The sequence below is a fragment of the Sphingomonas sp. Leaf208 genome, from assembly GCF_001421415.1.
In the GTDB taxonomy this organism is placed as follows: Bacteria; Pseudomonadota; Alphaproteobacteria; order Sphingomonadales; family Sphingomonadaceae; genus Sphingomonas.
The window spans coordinates 1-16269 of sequence record NZ_LMKH01000035.1 but is presented as its reverse complement, the minus strand read 5'-3'; the positions used below and the strand labels follow the sequence as shown (position 1 = coordinate 16269).

17 protein-coding genes, 1 tRNA gene and 1 riboswitch are annotated in these 16269 nt (G+C 66.5%); of the genes, 12 read left to right on the top strand and 6 right to left on the bottom strand.

The genetic code is table 11. The annotated features are described in order from the left end of the window. Nucleotide 1: 1 nt before the first annotated feature. The 4 genes from ASE69_RS15130 to ASE69_RS15115 form a co-directional block, all read right to left on the bottom strand. Nucleotides 2-802: an ABC transporter substrate-binding protein gene (locus ASE69_RS15130; RefSeq protein ID WP_056488430.1), complete on the bottom strand. Its 801-nt coding sequence runs from the start codon at nt 800-802 to the stop codon at nt 2-4. Further along, nucleotides 799-2697: a TonB-dependent receptor plug domain-containing protein gene (locus ASE69_RS15125; protein ID WP_056488427.1), complete on the bottom strand. Its 1899-nt coding sequence runs from the start codon at nt 2695-2697 to the stop codon at nt 799-801. The genes ASE69_RS15130 and ASE69_RS15125 overlap by 4 nt, the downstream gene beginning before the upstream one ends. Before the next feature lie 115 nt (nt 2698-2812). Next, nucleotides 2813-3028: riboswitch (cobalamin riboswitch) on the bottom strand. Between the two features lie 315 nt (nt 3029-3343). After that, nucleotides 3344-5407: a TonB-dependent receptor gene (locus tag ASE69_RS15120; protein WP_056488424.1), complete on the bottom strand. Its 2064-nt coding sequence runs from the start codon at nt 5405-5407 to the stop codon at nt 3344-3346. 48 nt (nt 5408-5455) lie between these two features. Beyond that, the gene (locus ASE69_RS15115; RefSeq protein ID WP_056489371.1) at nt 5456-5920 is read right to left on the bottom strand and encodes a DUF4126 family protein; all 465 of its coding nucleotides are present in this window, start codon (nt 5918-5920) and stop codon (nt 5456-5458) included. A 158-nt stretch (nt 5921-6078) separates the two neighbouring features. Between ASE69_RS15115 and ASE69_RS15110 the strand changes: the two genes are divergently transcribed. Beyond that, entirely contained in the window at nt 6079-6840 is a 762-nt protein-coding gene (locus ASE69_RS15110; RefSeq protein WP_056488422.1) for an SDR family NAD(P)-dependent oxidoreductase, read from the top strand. A gap of 16 nt (nt 6841-6856) precedes the next feature. Then, complete coding sequence (msrB, locus tag ASE69_RS15105) at nt 6857-7306, top strand: peptide-methionine (R)-S-oxide reductase MsrB (protein WP_056488420.1); 450 nt, start codon at nt 6857-6859, stop codon at nt 7304-7306. A gap of 57 nt (nt 7307-7363) precedes the next feature. Here the strand turns inward: msrB and ASE69_RS15100 are convergent, their stop codons facing one another. Further along, nucleotides 7364-7825 (bottom strand): hypothetical protein, encoded by a 462-nt coding sequence (locus tag ASE69_RS15100; protein WP_156362356.1) that lies wholly within the window; start codon nt 7823-7825, stop codon nt 7364-7366. 211 nt (nt 7826-8036) lie between these two features. Between ASE69_RS15100 and ASE69_RS15095 the strand changes: the two genes are divergently transcribed. From ASE69_RS15095 to ASE69_RS15070, 6 genes are all read left to right on the top strand, one after another. After that, nucleotides 8037-10076 (top strand): L-dopachrome tautomerase-related protein, encoded by a 2040-nt coding sequence (locus tag ASE69_RS15095; protein ID WP_056488415.1) that lies wholly within the window; start codon nt 8037-8039, stop codon nt 10074-10076. An 8-nt stretch (nt 10077-10084) separates the two neighbouring features. Then, nucleotides 10085-11167, top strand: a complete 1083-nt coding sequence (locus ASE69_RS15090) for a catalase family protein (protein ID WP_056488412.1) — start codon at nt 10085-10087, stop codon at nt 11165-11167. Nucleotides 11168-11588: 421 nt separating this feature from the next. Continuing rightward, nucleotides 11589-12308, top strand: a complete 720-nt coding sequence (locus ASE69_RS21555) for a helix-turn-helix domain-containing protein (RefSeq protein ID WP_082453159.1) — start codon at nt 11589-11591, stop codon at nt 12306-12308. Then, a complete protein-coding gene (locus ASE69_RS15080) occupies nt 12301-12921 on the top strand; it encodes a hypothetical protein (RefSeq protein WP_082453158.1) in 621 nt (206 codons plus the stop codon). Before ASE69_RS21555 ends, ASE69_RS15080 begins: the two co-directional genes overlap by 8 nt. Then, entirely contained in the window at nt 12914-13180 is a 267-nt protein-coding gene (locus ASE69_RS15075) for a hypothetical protein (RefSeq protein WP_156362355.1), read from the top strand. The genes ASE69_RS15080 and ASE69_RS15075 overlap by 8 nt, the downstream gene beginning before the upstream one ends. A 37-nt stretch (nt 13181-13217) precedes the next feature. Then, a complete protein-coding gene (locus ASE69_RS15070) occupies nt 13218-13739 on the top strand; it encodes a hypothetical protein (RefSeq protein WP_056488400.1) in 522 nt (173 codons plus the stop codon). A gap of 54 nt (nt 13740-13793) precedes the next feature. On the opposite strand, the gene ASE69_RS15065 is transcribed toward ASE69_RS15070, so the two are convergent. Continuing rightward, a tRNA-Phe gene (locus tag ASE69_RS15065) sits at nt 13794-13880 on the bottom strand. Nucleotides 13881-14042: 162 nt separating this feature from the next. Here ASE69_RS15065 and ASE69_RS15060 point away from each other — a divergent pair. From ASE69_RS15060 to ASE69_RS15045, 4 genes are all read left to right on the top strand, one after another. Next, the gene (locus ASE69_RS15060; RefSeq protein ID WP_056488396.1) at nt 14043-14477 is read left to right on the top strand and encodes a hypothetical protein; all 435 of its coding nucleotides are present in this window, start codon (nt 14043-14045) and stop codon (nt 14475-14477) included. 159 nt (nt 14478-14636) lie between these two features. After that, the gene (gene tnpA, locus ASE69_RS15055) at nt 14637-15095 is read left to right on the top strand and encodes an IS66-like element accessory protein TnpA (RefSeq protein ID WP_235518837.1); all 459 of its coding nucleotides are present in this window, start codon (nt 14637-14639) and stop codon (nt 15093-15095) included. Nucleotides 15096-15189: 94 nt separating this feature from the next. Beyond that, entirely contained in the window at nt 15190-15537 is a 348-nt protein-coding gene (gene tnpB, locus ASE69_RS15050; protein WP_043061529.1) for an IS66 family insertion sequence element accessory protein TnpB, read from the top strand. 61 nt (nt 15538-15598) lie between these two features. Beyond that, a partial coding sequence (locus ASE69_RS15045; RefSeq protein WP_082453198.1) for an IS66 family transposase zinc-finger binding domain-containing protein occupies nt 15599-16269 on the top strand: 671 nt, incomplete at its 3' end.

The following is a 16269-nucleotide window of genomic DNA, read 5'->3' as shown; positions in this document are numbered from 1 at the left end:
ATCACAGCCCCGCCCGGATCGTGGCGAGACGTTCGAGCGCAAGCGGGATCGTCGGCCCGCCGCAATTGATCAGGACGCGGGGAAACACGGCTTGCGGCGTGCGCGGCAGCAGGCGGTGACGAAGCGCTGTCCCACGGCCGGCGCGTTCGGAAGCGATCACCACGGCAGGCGGCTGCGTCACGATCGTCTCGGCGGACAGCGTGCCGGTATGCGTCAGGCCGTAGCTCGCGGCGGCGTTGCGGAAGCCGACGCGCGTCATCATGTCGTTCAGCAACGTGTTCCCCCCGGTCGCGAGATCGCCGCTGATATAGAGCAAGGCGCTCGGCGACGGTCCATTCTTGCTGCTCCAGCGCGCCACCGCGCGGTCGATCTGGGCATTGATCCGCGCGCCGCCCATCGGTGCGCCGACAGCCTCGGCGATCTGCGTGACCTGCGCCTGGCTCTCGGCGATCGAGTCGGGGATGCCGACCAGCAGCGTCTTCAGATCGGCCCGCGCGTACGCCGCCTGAGTCGCGGGCGGCGTGTAGGTGCTGGCGATGACCAGATCGGGGTGGAGCGCGATCACCTCCTCCGCGGTCCCGGCGATGCCGCGAAACCGGCGCGCGACGGCGATCGGGATCGAGGTCGCGGAAGGGTCCTGCGAATAATGGCTGATCGCGGCGATCCGCGAAGGCGGCAGGATGCGGACCAGCACCGAATCCACGCACGGATTTGTCGAGACGATCCCCCCGCCTACTCCCGCGCCGGGGGGTTGTGCGCAGCCCCCGAGCAGCAGCGCGAAGAGGATCGCCCCGCGCCTCACTTCAGGCGCAACCGCACGCCGCCATAGGCCGCGCGGCCGTAATTGCCGTAGCCCGCGATCGTCTCGTACCGCGAGTCGGTCAGGTTATCGACGCGGCCATAGACCGCGAACCGCTCGCCGATCGGCAGCTCCGCACGCACGCCGGCGAGCGCATAGCCGTCGAGACGCGTGGTGTTGCCCGCCTCGTCGAAGCTGTCGCCGACCATCGTCACGGTGCCGCCGACGGAGAGGCCGAACGCGAACCGGTAATCGGCGTCGACGCTCGCGGTCTGCTTCGGGCGACGCGCGAGATCATTGCCGAAATTGACGCCGATCGAGCGGTTTTCGGTATCGATATAGCTGTAGTTGGCGGTCAGCGTCAGCGCTTCGACTGGGCGCAGCGCGAGCGTAAACTCGACGCCATCCGCTTCGGCGCGCACGACGTTGTCGTAGACGCCGAACGGTCGGTTGGCGCAAATCGAACCGGCCGTCGTCAATTCGGCCGGGCTGCAATCGCGGAAGTCGATCTGGTTGCGCGTGCGGCGATCGAAATAGGTGAGGCCGACCCGGGCACGGTTACCGAGAAACGCCTGTTCGACGCCGATATCGAAATTGCGCGCGGTCTCCGGATCGAGGTCGCGATTCCCGTAGTCGGAGAAGAGCTGGTACAAGGTCGGCGCCTTAAAGCCTTCGCCGTAGCTCGCGCGGACGGTGGTGCCGGTCCGCAACGCCAGCGCGGCGTTCGCGCCGAACGTCGTGCGGCTGCCGAAATCGTCGTGATCGTCGTTGCGGATGCCGCCGGTGACCGTGAGGATGTCGAGCGGCTTGACGATCAGCTGGCCGTACACGCTGGTGATGCCGGTATGCGCGAAGGTGCTGCCGTCGTTGAAGCGGCTGTTCTCGCGCTCGACGCCGGCAACCACGCGGACCTGGTCGATCGGGTGGAAGTCGCCCTGATACTCATAACGCTCGCTGCGGCCGCGGCCGAGAAACGTCACGTCCCCGCCGGGCTGCGCGTAATTGTCACGGTTGATGTCGGCGATCGTGAACGCCACGCGGTTATTGAACCGGCCGTCCGCGAGGTTCGCATGCAGCCCCGCATAGCCGTAAAGCTCCTGCGTGGTGGAGTAAGCGGGGCTGTCCGCGACCACGAACGTATTCGGGTCGAAACCGTCGTCGATGTCGACCTTGCTGTCCGCGAAATAGCCGCGCAGGTCGAGGCCGATGCCCGGCGCGAACTCGACGCCGACCCGCCCGGTCGCGCCATATTGGCGATAGCCGTCACGCTCGGTGCCGCTGGCTGCGGACGAGATGCCGTCAGCGCGCAGATAGCCGCCGGTCAGCGATCCGGATACCGGACCCGACTTGCCCGACACGCCCGCGCTCGCGAACACGCTGTCGGCATAGCCATATTCGGCGTTGGCGCGGGCTTGCACGCCTTCGGTCGGCGCGGCGGTGATGATGTTGACGACGCCGCCGATCGCCTGGCTGCCCCACGGCACCGAGTTCGGGCCGCGCAGGATTTCGATCCGCTCGACCGAGCTCGAAAGGAGGTTGCCAAAGTTGAAGCCGCCGCCGGTCGACGAGGGATCGTTGACGCGCACGCCGTCGATCACGACGAGCGCCTGGTCCGCCTCGGCACCGCGGATGCGGACGCTGGTCAGCGCGCCGACCGTGCCGTTGCGCGTGACAGTGACGCCGGGCGTGGTCGCGAGCAGGTCGGAGACGATGGTGGTCTGGCGGCGCTCGATCTCGGCGCGGTCGATCACGGTCACGGCCTGGCCGATCTCGCTCAGCGGTTGTGCGGCGCGGGTTGCGGTGACGACGACTTCGGGGGCGTCGGCGTCGGGAATGTCCTGCGCACAGGCGGGCGATGCGATCGCCGCGGCACTCAGGAGAAGGAAGAATTTCGTCATCGGCTGCGTCCTAACCAGAACCGCCAGCGACCATTCGCCGGGCGGCCAGACGTCTCTCGCTCGAGGAAACCCGGCTGGACCGGAGCACTCGTCCGCGCCGGACACCCGCCCGCGCAGTGGATCGACCGTGAGAGGCAGGTCTCCTGGCTTCCGGGTCGCCGCGCCCACCCCGCCTTCCCGGACCGGAACCCAGTGGCATATCGGGGTGGCCGCTATCCGGTCACAGTTGCGGGTACAGCGCCGGTCTTGCGGATGGGGTCGTGACGACCCGGCCCGCGCACCGACTTCCCTTTTGATCCCGTTGCGGGGAACCTTTCACGTAGGCGGCATTAGTCGCGCGCCAGACACGGGTCAACGCGGGGAACGCTGATCCTCCCCCGCCAGGGGGAGTATCAGTAGGCTCACGGTCCATCGCGTCACCCCGGCGAAGGCCGGGGCCCAGTTGGGGGACGTCGATAATGGAGCGCGGTGGCTCGTTATTGCCACCTTTCCAATTGGGCCCCGGCCTTCGCCGGGGTGGTGGTTCGTACCAAACCACAACGCTCCCCAACATTGTTCTCCCGCGAAGGCGGGAGCCCAGTCTGGGTCCCCGCCTTCGCGGGGAAACATGCTGTCTTCGTTTGTCGCAGCGGGAACGGACTAAGGCTCATCGCCCCCCGTAGCGCAGCCCGACCCAGATCGTCCGCGGCGTGGCGCGCTCGACGATGTTCGCGCCGCTGATCCCCGCCTCGACGCGCTCGTTGAACAGGTTCTCCCCGCGCAGTTCAGCCACCAGCGAGCGCATGATCGGCAGCGCCGCATACGCGTCCAGCGTCGTCGCCGGATCGAGCACCCGCGTGTTCTGGTCGTCGTCATACTGCCGGCCGATATGCCGCACCGTCAGCGACATTGCCGCCGCATCGCGCCGCCAGTCGACCGTCCCCGATACCTGGTCACGCGGCGTCTGCGCCGGTCGCAAGCCGTCCAGTGCGGCGGTGATCCCCGATCCCTCGACCTTCGAATTGGTATGCGACCACGACGCCTGCAAACCGATGGGACCGGGTCGATACGCAGCATCCAACTCGAACCCATGCGCGCGGATCGCGTCGAGGTTCTGGCGAACCCTGTAGGTCGTCACCCCCGGCAACACCTGCGTCGGCGTGGTCGTCGTGACGTTCGCCACCGCATCCTTCAGCCGGTTGTAGAAATAGGTCGCGGCGATGCTCACGCCCGGCGCTGGCGTCAGCGTGACACCGCCCTCGACCCCAGTCAGCCGCTCCGGCGACAGCAGTGCGTTCGCCGCGGTCGCATCGTTGCCGACGCGGAACGGCCGATACAGTTCGTTGAGCGTCGGCAGCCGCCACCCGCGATACCCGGCCGCCCGCAGCGTGATCGCCTCGACGGGTTGATACGCGACGCCCGCCCGGCCGGTCGTCTCGCTGCCGTCGCGGTCCGCATAGCGCAGGTTGGTCAGCGCCGCGCCCGTCGCCAGCGGCCGTTCGGACAGATAGCCGCCATCGATCGACCACCAGTCGACCCGGCCACCCAAGCTGAACGTGAAGTCGCCCGCGACAAGGCTCCCGTCTGCGAACACGCCGGTCGTCGTCGTGCTCCCGCCGGCCTCGCGCCGCCGCGTCGGCACGGTGTTGACGAACGTATACAGCTCCTGCGTCTTGCCGCTGACATCGCGAACATCTGCGCCCAGACGGAGCGTAATGCTCTCGCCCAGCGGCGGCGCGATCTCGATCCGCCCGCCCAGCCCCGTCGCGGGCGTATTATACTGGTTGAGCGACTGGATCGCGGTCGTCCGTGCGGCATTGATGCTGTTGAAGCTGCTCGCGAACGCGCGCGTCTGCAGATACGCCAGCGCCGAATATCCCCAACGCCCGCGCCCGACCAACCGGACGCTCGCATCCGCGCCTTCGCTCTTGTTGTCGGTGAAGTCGGTCCCCCGGTCGCGTCGATCGGTGAACGCGCTCGCGTTCATCTGCAATTCGGTCTTCGGACCGATCCCGACGACGGTCCGCAGCGCGCCCGACGCCTGCTCGTACGGCGCGGCGCGATCGACGATCCCCCGGCTTTCCTCGACGGTCGGCGTGAAGCCATCCCCCCGCGCATAGGCTCCGGACAGGGTCGCAAACCCCGACCCGCGCACCAGTGCAGCCGACCCCTGCGCATCGACCGAATCCCGGCTGCCATACGCGACCCTGCCCTGGAAGGGCGCCGCCTGGTCCGGTGTCGCGCTTTCGAGCTCGACCGTCCCGGCCAGCGCGCCCGGCCCCTGATACCCGCTGCCGCCGCCGCGCGTCACGCGGATGCGTCCGAGCCGCCCCGTCGCATACGCCGGAAACGCGACCCAACCACCGAACGGATCCGCCTGCGGCACGCCGTCGAAGATCAGCAGCGCGCGGCTCGACGCATTGCCGCCGATCCCGCGCAACGAAATCCCCTGGCTGGTCGGGTTGGCACTGCGCGAGTCGGACCGGCGAAACTGCTGGAGCCCCGCGACGTCGGCCAGCACGCTCTCCAGCCGATTGCTCGCATTAGCCTGGATCCGGTCGCGATCGATCGTGACGATGTCGTACACACGATCGCCGGGCGCATCGGCTAGCCCGCGCCCGGTGACGACAATGTCAGCCGGCTGGTCGCCAGGCGCGACGGTTATCTGCGCGACCGCGCCACCGGACGAAATCAACACGAAGGCGAGCGTAGAGAGCGAGATACGGATCATCGTCGCCGCATGGCAGCTTTTCCGCCCGCCCGGAATACGCCTCCGACGTCAGGCCGCGCCGAGCTTCGCCGCGTTGCGCGCGATCGCCGCCGCACCCGCCAGAACCGCTGCATCCTCGATGAACCCCGTCGGCGTCTGGCCGTACTGCGACATCGCCGCCATCCGCGCACGCCAGCCGGGATAGGACGCCGCGACCGCCGTCAGTCCACCCACCGCGGCGCCGATCCACCGCTGCCGCCGCGGGACGAGCGACGCGCCTGCGATCGCCGATGTGACGAACCGCGCGGCCAGACCGATCGCGACGATCCGGTCGGGCGCGGTCTTCTGCTTGTCCCCTGCCATCTCGCCGATCGCGAGCGCCAGCGCACCCGCCGCGACGACGGGGTGCGACAGCAGCTTCGGCGCACCATTGTCGGCGGGCAGCTCGTCGCGAGCGGCGGCGATGGCGACCGCGGCGAGCGGCGTCATCGCGCGCTGGCCACCGACGAGTCCCATCAGGAAGGATGCGAGCATGGTGTTCTCCGGAAACAGGTTCGAACGCATCAACGCGCGCGAGACCGGCCGGGGTCCGCCAATGGGGCGAACGGGCGATCTCCTTGATTCAGCAAGGAAACCGGGCCGCGTGTCGGTCGTTCATCGCGGTATCTCCCAAAGCTTCAGGACACAGATCGATGAGATTCGATGGTAAGATCATAGTGGTCACCGGCGCCGCCTCGGGCATCGGCGAAGGCGCCGCGCGTCGTTTCGCCGCGGAGGGCGCGACGCTCGTACTCGGCGACAAGGACGCGGACTGCCTCGCGAAGGTCGCCGCCAGCCTCGATGGCACGACCGTCGAAACGGTCGAAACCGACGTTTCCGACATGGCCGCCTGCGAGGCGCTGGTCGCGCGCGCGGTCGACAAGTTCGGCCGCATCGACGTGCTCGTCAACGATGCCGGCGTCGACCATCTCGGCAAGCTCGACGAGGGCGACCTCGCCGAATTCACCAAGGTCATCGAGACCGACCTCTACGGCGTCGTCCAAATGAGCCGCGCCGCGATCGGCACCTTGCGCGCGAACAAGGGCTGCATCGTCAACGTCTCGTCCGTATCGGGCCTCGGCGGCGACTGGAACCACAGCTTTTACTGCGCCGCCAAGGGCGCGGTCACCAACTTCACCCGCGCGCTCGCGATGGACGAGGCGAAGCACGGCGTCCGTGTCAACGCGGTCAACCCGTCGCTCACCTACACCGCGCTGACCGCAGGCATGAAGGACCAGCCCGACCTGATCGCGAAGTTCGAGGAACGCATCCCGATGGCACGCGGCGCACAGCCTGAAGACATCGCCGGCGCCATCGCGTTTTTGGCTAGCGCCGATGCGCACTATATAACCGGGGTCAACCTGCCGGTCGACGGCGGCCTGTCCGCGTCGAACGGCCAACCGGCGCTCTCCTGAGCGCGAGAGGATCATCATGACCGACTATAAGAAGACCGACGAGGCGATCGCCAAGCTCACCCCCGAGCAGTTCCACGTCACGCAGCAGAGCGGCACCGAGCGGCCGGGCACCGGCGAGTATCTCAACACGCGCGAGCCCGGTCTCTACGTCGACATCGTCTCGGGTGAGCCGCTGTTCGCGTCCGCCGACAAGTTCGATTCGCATTGCGGCTGGCCGAGCTTCACCAAGCCGATCACGCCCGAGCACGTCGCCGAACTCCACGATCACAGCCACGGCATGGTCCGCACCGAGATCCGTTCGGCAGGCGCCGACAGCCATCTCGGCCACGTGTTCGAGGATGGCCCGCAGGACAAGGGTGGCCTGCGCTACTGCATCAACTCGGCGTCGCTGCGGTTCATCCCGCGCGCCGAGATGGAAGCCAATGGGTATGCCGCCTACCTGCCGCAGGTCGACGCGGCAGGTTGACGATGGTGCGTGACGGTGTGCCGCACAGGCACACCGTCACGTTTCTGATACTCGATTTCAGCGTCGGGTCGCGAGCTTCGCACCCAGCGCCGTGACCAGCCCGAACACCGCATGGTTCACGCTGTGCATGCCGATCGTCTTCGCATCGGCCTGCCACTCCGGTGGCTTCACGCCGAGCAACGGCCCCGTGATCCAGTGCATGGCCGCATAGAACGCTGCGCCGAACACCAGGCCCGATCCGATAACCGACGCCTCCTCGTCGACGGTCGCCGCGTATACCGCACCCGCCGCCGCAGACAGCAACAGGTGACCGCCCTGCGTGACCGCCTGCTCGCGCGACGACGGCAGGGCATCTGCGGCTGGCGTGTCGATGCCGAGCTTCTCCGCCGTCTTGCGTTCGAGCGTGACGATCTCGGATGGTTCGCCGCTCTTGCGCTCGCCCGCCATCAGCAGCGCGGTAATGCCCAGCCCGGCCACCAGGCCACCTGCGACCGCACCGGCCATACGTCGTGAATCCATCGTCGTGCTCCTCGAGTTCTGCCGTCCCCAACGCGCGGATCGCAAATCGGCCCACAACGTCGCGCAGCCCGATCACCTTTGCGAATCATTGGCTTAGCCGCCGGAACAGCCGCCCCCGGAGACTGTTTCGATACCAGGACCCTTTCGCGTCGGCCCGCTCTACCGTGAGCTTCCACCACGAGCCCGACGCCCCGATCCGACGAGGACCATCATGCCGATCCAGACGACCGACGATCTCGAACTCGCCTATGCCGATACCGGTCCACGCGACGGTCAGCCGGTCCTGCTGATCCACGGCTGGCCCGACGACGCATCGACCTGGGACGACGTCGTCCCCACGCTCAACGCGGCCGGGTTGCGGACCATCGTGCCAACCTTGCGCGGCTTCGGCGAAACCCGGTTCGTGCGCGATGCACCACGTACCGGCAACAGCGCGATCCTGGCGATAGACATGATCGCGCTGATGGACGGGCTCGGGATCGGGACATTCATGGTCGCCGGGCACGACTGGGGCTCGAACACCGCGGAGGCACTCGCGGTCGGCTGGCCCGACCGCGTCGAACGGATGGCGATGCTCGCCACCCCGCCCCGTCTCGGCGGCATGCCGACGCCACCGTTCGAGCAGGCGCAGCGCCAATGGTATCACTGGTTCATGGCGACCGCGCGCGGTGCGCAGGCCGTTCGCGACGATCACAAGGGCTTCGCGCACATCCACTGGGTCAACTGGTCGCCCCCCGGCTGGTTCGACGAGGCGACCTTCGCCCGCGTCGCACGATCGTTCGAGAACCCCGACTGGGCGGACGTCACGCTGCACAGCTACCGCGCGCGCTGGAACGAGGCTGAACCCGATCCGCGCAGCCAGTGGCTCGAGGACAAGGTCAAGGCGACCAGGACGCTCTCCTTGCCGACGATGTATTTCCAGGGCGCGGTCGACGGCGTGAACCCGCCATCGGCGAGCACCTCGGTACCCGCCAAGTTCACCGGGCCGTTCGCGTTCGTGACGCTCAACGGCGTCGGCCATTTCATCCAGCGCGAAGCCCCCGACGCGGTCACGCGCCATCTCATCCAGCTTTTCACCGGCAATCCCGCCGACCTGTCCGACACCACCGACCGGAGCCTTATTATGTCCAAGACCAAACCCTTCCTCGCTGGCGCTGCCGCGATCGCTGTCGTCGCCGCCGCGGCGATCGGCGTCGCCAGCGCGCAGACCGCATCGCAGACCAGCGGTCGCCCGCTCACCCAGGTCGCGCAGTTCGATCACCAGGCGACCGGCGTCGCCGTCACCGCCGACGGCCGCCGCTTCGTCAACTTCCCCCGCTGGACCGACGACGCCCCGATCTCGGTCGCCGAAGTGATGAAGGACGGCTCGCTCAAGGCCTATCCGGACGCCAAGTGGAACAGCTGGCGCAACGCCAAGTCGGCGGAGATGCCGGTCGGCGACTATTTCGTCTGCGTGCAGTCGATCGTCCCCGACGGCCACGGCAACCTCTGGGTGCTCGATCCCGGCGCGCCCGGTAACGAGAAGATCCTCGAAGGCGCGCCAAAGCTGGTCAAAATCGACCTCGCCACCAACCGCGTGACCAAGGTCATCAAGGTGCCGCTCGACGTCGCGTTGCAGGGCACCTACCTCAACGACATCCGCTTCTCGCCCGACGGCAAGACCGGCTACATCACCGATTCCGGCACGCGTGGCGCGATCATCGTCATCGATCTCGAAACCGGCAAGGGCTTCCGCGCGCTCGACGGGCATGGCTCAACGCAGATCGACAAGACCGTGAAGGTGATGACCGACGGCAAGCCGCTCGTCCGCCCCGACGGTCGCCAGCCCGCCTTCGCCGCCGATGGCATCGCGATCTCCAACGACGGCAAGACGCTGTATTACCAGGCGCTCACCGGCAAGACGCTCTACTCGATCGACACCACGCTGCTGCGTGACGGCGTCAGCGAGGCGGCGCGGGCCGCGGGCGTGAAGACGGTCGCGCAGACGCACGTCGCCGACGGCCTGTGGATGAGCAAGGCGGGCACGCTGTACCTGACGTCGCCGGTGAACAACGGGATCACCCGGCTGGTCGGCGATCATGTCGAGCCGGTGCTGACCGACGCCCGCCTGCGCTGGCCCGACACGTTCTCGGAAGGCGCGGACGGCCGCATCTACGTCACCGCCAGCCACATCCAGGACACCAACTGGTTCAAGCCCGGGGCGCCCGCATCGCTCAAGACCGAACTGTTCTCGTTCGCACCCGCAAAGTGAGGCCCGACATGACCTATCTCCCCTACAGCGACGACATCGAGACGATCCAGCCCGACGAGCAGAAGTCGATCGACGGCATCATCCAGGGCATGTCGCAGCAGACCGAAACCGTCGAGAAGCGCGAGGGCCATGCGGTCCGCGCGAGCCACGCGAAGAGTTCGGCCTGCGTGATCGGCGAACTGACGATCGCGCCCGGCCTGCCACCCGAACTCGCGCAGGGCGTGTTCGCGACGCCCGGCACGCACCCCGTCGCGATCCGCTTCGCGCAAGGGCCCGGCGAGACGCTCGGCGACCGCGTCTCGACGCACCGCGGCATGGCGATCAAGATCTTCGACGTACCCGGCGACAAGCTGTCGGGCCATGATGCCGACACGCAGGATTTCGTGTTCGCGACGGGCACGACGTTTCCGTCCGGCACCGCGCAGGGCTTCCTGAGCGACGCCAAGAAGATCGGTGCGGCAGTGCCCTTGCCGGAGGGCTTCAAGAGCGCGGTGTCGAGCCTCGCGCGCAACGTGAACAAGGCGCTGCACGCGGTCGGCACCGAGAGCCCCAAGGCGGACTTTTTCGGCCACCCGTTCAGCCATCCGCTCGCCGAACCGTATTTCAGCCAATGCCCGATCCGTTACGGCGATTACGTCGCGAAGCTCGGCGCCTTCCCCGCCTCGCCCGAACAGGCCGCGCTGAAGGACTGGGAACTCGACGCAAAGCAGGACGAGGACGGTTTCCGTCATGCCGCCGTCCGCTATTTCGGCGAACACGACGCGGCCTTCGAACTGCGCGTACAGCTATGGGCGAACGCCGAGACGCAGCCGATCGAGGATACGTCGGTCGATTGGCCCCAGGAGGACAGCCGCTACCTGACGGTCGGAACGATCCGCATCCCCCGGCAGGAAGCCTATAGCGCCGCGCGCGTCCGGTATTACGACGACGTGATGACGTTCCGCCCCGCGCACGCACTCGCGGCGCATCGCCCGCTCGGTTCGGTGATGCGCGCCCGGCTGCAGGTCTATCAGGCGCTGTCGAAGCTGCGGCATGGCGAGAACGGCATCAAGGCCGAAAACACCGCCGCGATCGACCAGATACCCGCCTGACGAGGGTCCCTTCGGGGACCCCGCTAGCACTCGAGACAAATAAAAACCCGGCTAGTCCATGGGACTAGCGGGGTTTTCAATGGTGGGCGTGGCAAGGATTGAACTTGCGACCCCTGCGATGTCAACACAGGGGCACGGTTCAAAAACGGCAGATTTCCGCCACATACGGGCGTGACGCCGGCAGAACAGGCCGCGAACAAACAGCGAAATGTTGCGAGTTTCACCGGACCGACACCGGAGCACCTGAAGCTGCGTTGATTGCACGGTACCGTCCACCGCCGCCCCCGGAATCAGAAACCCCCGTACCGGCGGCAACCGGAACGGGGGCTGAATTACCTCACCAGGCGGGCGGGCATCGATCGAATAGCATAGCTATTTGCCCTCGCCAACGGACAGTATCGCAGTTGCCGGGGTGCGTCGGATGAGCAGGGCCGCCTATTGGGCTGCTCGGCAAGCGCCCCCGCGTCCGCTCGATAAACTCGTGCTGATCGCGTTCGCGGATAACGCGGATAAAACGACGACTGAGTGCTTCCCATCCGTGGCAGCGCTTTGCGAGTGGACCGGCTGCGACCGCAAAACGGTAATGAAGTCGGTTGCCTCCCTCGAGGCTGCTGGACTGCTGATCGATACCGGCCGTCGGTGCGGACGGACGCGCCAAATCAAGGTCTATCGCCTCCCGATCGAAACAGTCCCGGAAACGGCACCCTTATCGGAAAGAGTGCCAGAAACGGGACCGTTAAACAGTACCGTTTTTCCCACGAAAGAGTCCCAAAAACGGGACACGGAACCTCCCAAGGAACCTATCTCTCAGAAGACTTCGTCTTCTTCGAGGAAGCGCGCGCACGCGAAAGCCGACATCCCGGCCAATTTCGCTCCGATCATGACAGGTAAAACCGCAGCCGTGGTCGCTGGTTGGCCTCCCGGCAGGCTGGAAGCTGAGATCGAGGCGATGGCCGATTGGCACGCAAAGGAAGGGAAGCTCAGCGCCGACTGGCAGGCTTCCTGGAGAACATGGGTTCGCAATTCCACACGATGGGAAACTTCGAATGAGCAATCTCGCCAGGCTGGACGATCGGCGCCAAATCGCGGCTCAGCCCGTGACGCCATCGTTACCGCCTTCGATCGCGTCGACTTTGGCTGACAATCGGTTCCGCAGCACGCCGTGGAATGCGGCCGACGCCATGTTTTCGATCGTGTCGACCGATGAACGCCGGCAGGTCGCGGATGGTGCACGAGCCTACCGCGCTTCGCTTGCGCCCTGCCCCCGCGACTGGCTGAAAAAACGGTTATCGTCGATGGCGTTGGCACACGGCCACGAGAAAGACCCCGACCGCGTAACCGCATGGCTTCAAGAGACCGGCCGGCTACTCCTAGACCTCCCGCACGATATCCTCGCCTATTCGATAGACGAGGCGATCAAGCGCTCCGAACGCGGCTTTATGCCCGCCGTAGGGCAAACCCGCGCGATCGCTGATCCGTTGGTCGCAACCCGCCGTGAGGAAGCCTACCGCCTAGAGGCGATGGTGCAGGTCATGGAGGGCCGGACCCGCGGCGATGCCGACGCGAAGCCCTGGGAACGTGTGGTCGCAGCGGTCGCGCCCGAGGCTGATCGTATCCCAGCAGCCGACATTGCCGCCTTCAATCGGAACATGCGCAAATTCGGTACGGCCATGCGCGCTCGGGCGGACGGCTCGACGTACTCGATGGGACCGGGCGACCGCGAGCCGGACGAACAGGGCACGTCCAATGCATGAGTCCGTACCAACCCGTCGCGACGGTCCAACGATCGAGGCGGCGGTCCGCCTATTGCACATCGCTTTCGAAGTGACGCCCGAGGGCAGAGCGGCATCCGCCGCGCTGATCGAGGCGGCCAGTGGCGCAACTGTGTGCTTGTCGGAAGACATTCCGCCTGCCGCTCTCGCTGCCCTCAACGACGCACTCACCCGAGCGTCCACGATCCTAGCCTTCGCTGGCGGTCCTTGGGACCTGATGCACCCTGACGGCAGCGCCTGATCAATCATCCTACCAGTTCACAAGAGGAGTTACCCTAATGCCGAACGACAAACCGCTACGTCTCGTGAAAGACGAACCAGCCAAATCCGAGCCGCTATTCCGGCTCGGGCAACCGGGACCCGAGACGGACATGTTTCTGCCCGACGTCGCGCGCGAGGTCATGGCGAGCGCCCTCGAGACAGCGCAGAGCGAGCAGGGCACCACTGTTGAAGCGACTGAGACGACGGCGCGCATCCTCCTGCTCGCTGCTGCCGACCTGTGGTGGGGAGACATAGAAGTGGCGGGTCGGGGAATGCTATTGTCCACCCTGCTATTGGCCGCACTGGATGAGATCCGCGAGCAACTCATTGCACCGCCTGGAGCGGTGACAGAACAGGAAATTCGGGAGAGGCTTACCAATGTTGCCCGAGCCGGGCTTCGCGGTGAACAGCGCCCACCCGCCGATGCTCTAACCGTTCCTCGTGGAACGGCTCATCTCGCGCGCGCAATGTTGGCTGCGCTTAACTCCGCCGCTCGCTCCGCCGACGATGGCGGCGCGCCCCCTCCGATCGCCGCATGATGGCCGATACGACGAAGCCCGCTCGACGGCCGCAAGGCCGGAGCGGGCTTCTAGAATAGCGTGTGGGATTCGAACCCACGGGACCCCGAAAGGCCCTACCGGTTTTCAACCGGCTGCCATCGACCACTCGGCCAACGCTCCATACCGGCGTGCCGAAGCACGGGGCGGTGACACGTCGATAGCAACGCGGGGCGGGCGGCGCCACCCCGCCCGTCGGGTCCTTCCCCCGCCCCCGGGTAATACGGGGGGCAAAGGCGCATAACATTCCCAGCCATGAGCATCCCTAGGGGGGTTATAATAATCATGACGACGCAGAAGCAGGTGGCAGCCCACCTTGACCTATCGCAGGCGGCAGTGTCGCAGCTGGTGGCATCGAGCATCCTGAAACCGACGAACGGGCGCGGCAGCTACAGCTTGGACGAATGCCGGGTGGCCTACATCCGCCACTTACGCGAGGTCGCCGCAGGACGATCGGCCGGCGATCCCGACGCGCCGAACCTCGTGCTCGAACGCGGGCGATTGGCGCGAGCGCAGGCCGTCTCGCAAGAACGCAAGAACAGGGAAGCCGATGGCGAACTGATCGATATGCAGCAGGCCGAAAGCCTGTTCTTCGAGGTTAGCCGAACCACGCGCGACGCATGGCTAAACTGGCCGTCCCGCATTTCGCCGCTGATCGCCGCGACGATCGGCACTCCCTTCGATCCGCTGTTCGCAGCCTTGAACGTAAGCGTGGTCTGAAGGTCGCCTTGTAGGCGGAGCGTTCAACGGGTTGATGGCGGCTCTTTGAACGAGGCCGTGATGTCAGACGAGACTATCGAACCAGTAAGCGTGGTCTGAAGGTCGCCTTGTAGGCGGAGCGTTCAACGGGTTGATGGCGGCTCTTTGAACGAGGCCGTGATGTCAGACGAGACTATCGAACCAGCTGCAGATGTAGCGAGTAGTCATACGACCGGTCGTAAGAGTGGTCGTATCGAGATTGTCGGTCGGGTGTCGGGTCGACGCCGCTGGACGGTCGAGCAGAAGCTGGCGATCCTACGCGATGCGTTTGGCCCGGATGGGTCGGTCAGGACGGCGGTCGAGCGTCACGAGGTCGGCAGCGGCGCGATCTACACCTGGCGGCGTCAAGCTATGTCGGGTGCACTGAGCGGAGTGCCGGCCCGGCCTCAGGCCACATTTGCCGAAGTCCGGATCAGCGAGCCGCCCGTAATGCTGCCGGCGCCTCCCGTCGAGGCGCCAGCGGACGCCCGGACCGCGGGGCAGATCGGCATCGAGCTGCCTTCGGGTGTACGACTGACCGTCGACGGCGCTGTCGACGCCGAGGCGCTATCGCGCGTGATCGGCGTGCTGACGCGATGATCCCGCAGCCGACATCGACGCGGATATTCCTGGCGTGCGGCGTCACCGACATGCGCAAGGGCTTCGATGGCCGCGTGATCGGCGTGCTGACGCGATGATCCCGCAGCCGACATCGACGCGGATATTCCTGGCGTGCGGCGTCACCGACATGCGCAAGGGCTTCGATGGCCTGGCGGTATTGGTGCAGCAGGTGCTCCGGGAGAAACCACATTCCGGTGCGCTGTTCGCGTTCCGTGGCAAGCGCGGCGACCTGATCAAATTGCTGTGGTTCGACGGTCAGGGACTCTGCCTGTTTTCGAAGCGGATGGACCGCGGGCGTTTCGTCTGGCCGGTAACGGCGACCGGCACAGTGGCGCTGACATCGGCGCAGGTGTCGATGCTTCTGGAGGGCATCGACTGGCGGCGCCCAGAGCGGACATGGTCACCAACATTGGCAGGCTAAAAGCATAGCTTTTCCGTCATTTTTGCTCGTGTGAGAGTGCGCGAACTGCTATGAAAATGAGGTGTCGCAAGCCCCTCTTGCCCCATCTGATGCCGAGGCCCGGATTGCCGTGCTGGAGGCGTCGCTCGCCCGGGCCAATGCAGCACTTGCCGCTCGCGACCTGCTCATCGAGACTCTGCGTGGTCAGATCGCCCGGCTGCGGCGGATGCAGTTCGGCGCATCCTCCGAGAAGCTGACGCGCGAGATTGCTCAGCTCGAACTCGCGCTCGAGGAACTGGAAACCGAGAGCGCAGTCCCGGAGACCGGCGCGGCCTTGTCAGACACGCCCGGGCGGCCCGCACCAGTCCGTGCGTTGCCCGACCACCTGCCACGCAAGGAGCTCGTTCACGAACCCGCCTCCGGCACCTGCACATGCCCGGACTGCGGCGGTGCGCTACGCCACCTCGGGCAAGACGCCCATGAGATGCTCGACGTCCTGCCGGTGCACTGGCGCGTGGTGCGGAACGTCCGACCGAAATACAGCTGCCGGACCTGTGAGAAGATCGTCCAGGCGGCTGCCCCGGTGAAGGCGGTCGCCCGCGGGAAGGCGACATTTGCAACGCTGGCGCATGTCGTCGTCTCGAAGTTCGAACATCATCTGCCGCTTTACCGGCAGTCCGAGATGATGGCCGCCCAAGGCCTGGACATCGACCGCTCGACGCTGGCGGGCTGGGTCGGTCAGGCAGCCGCGCT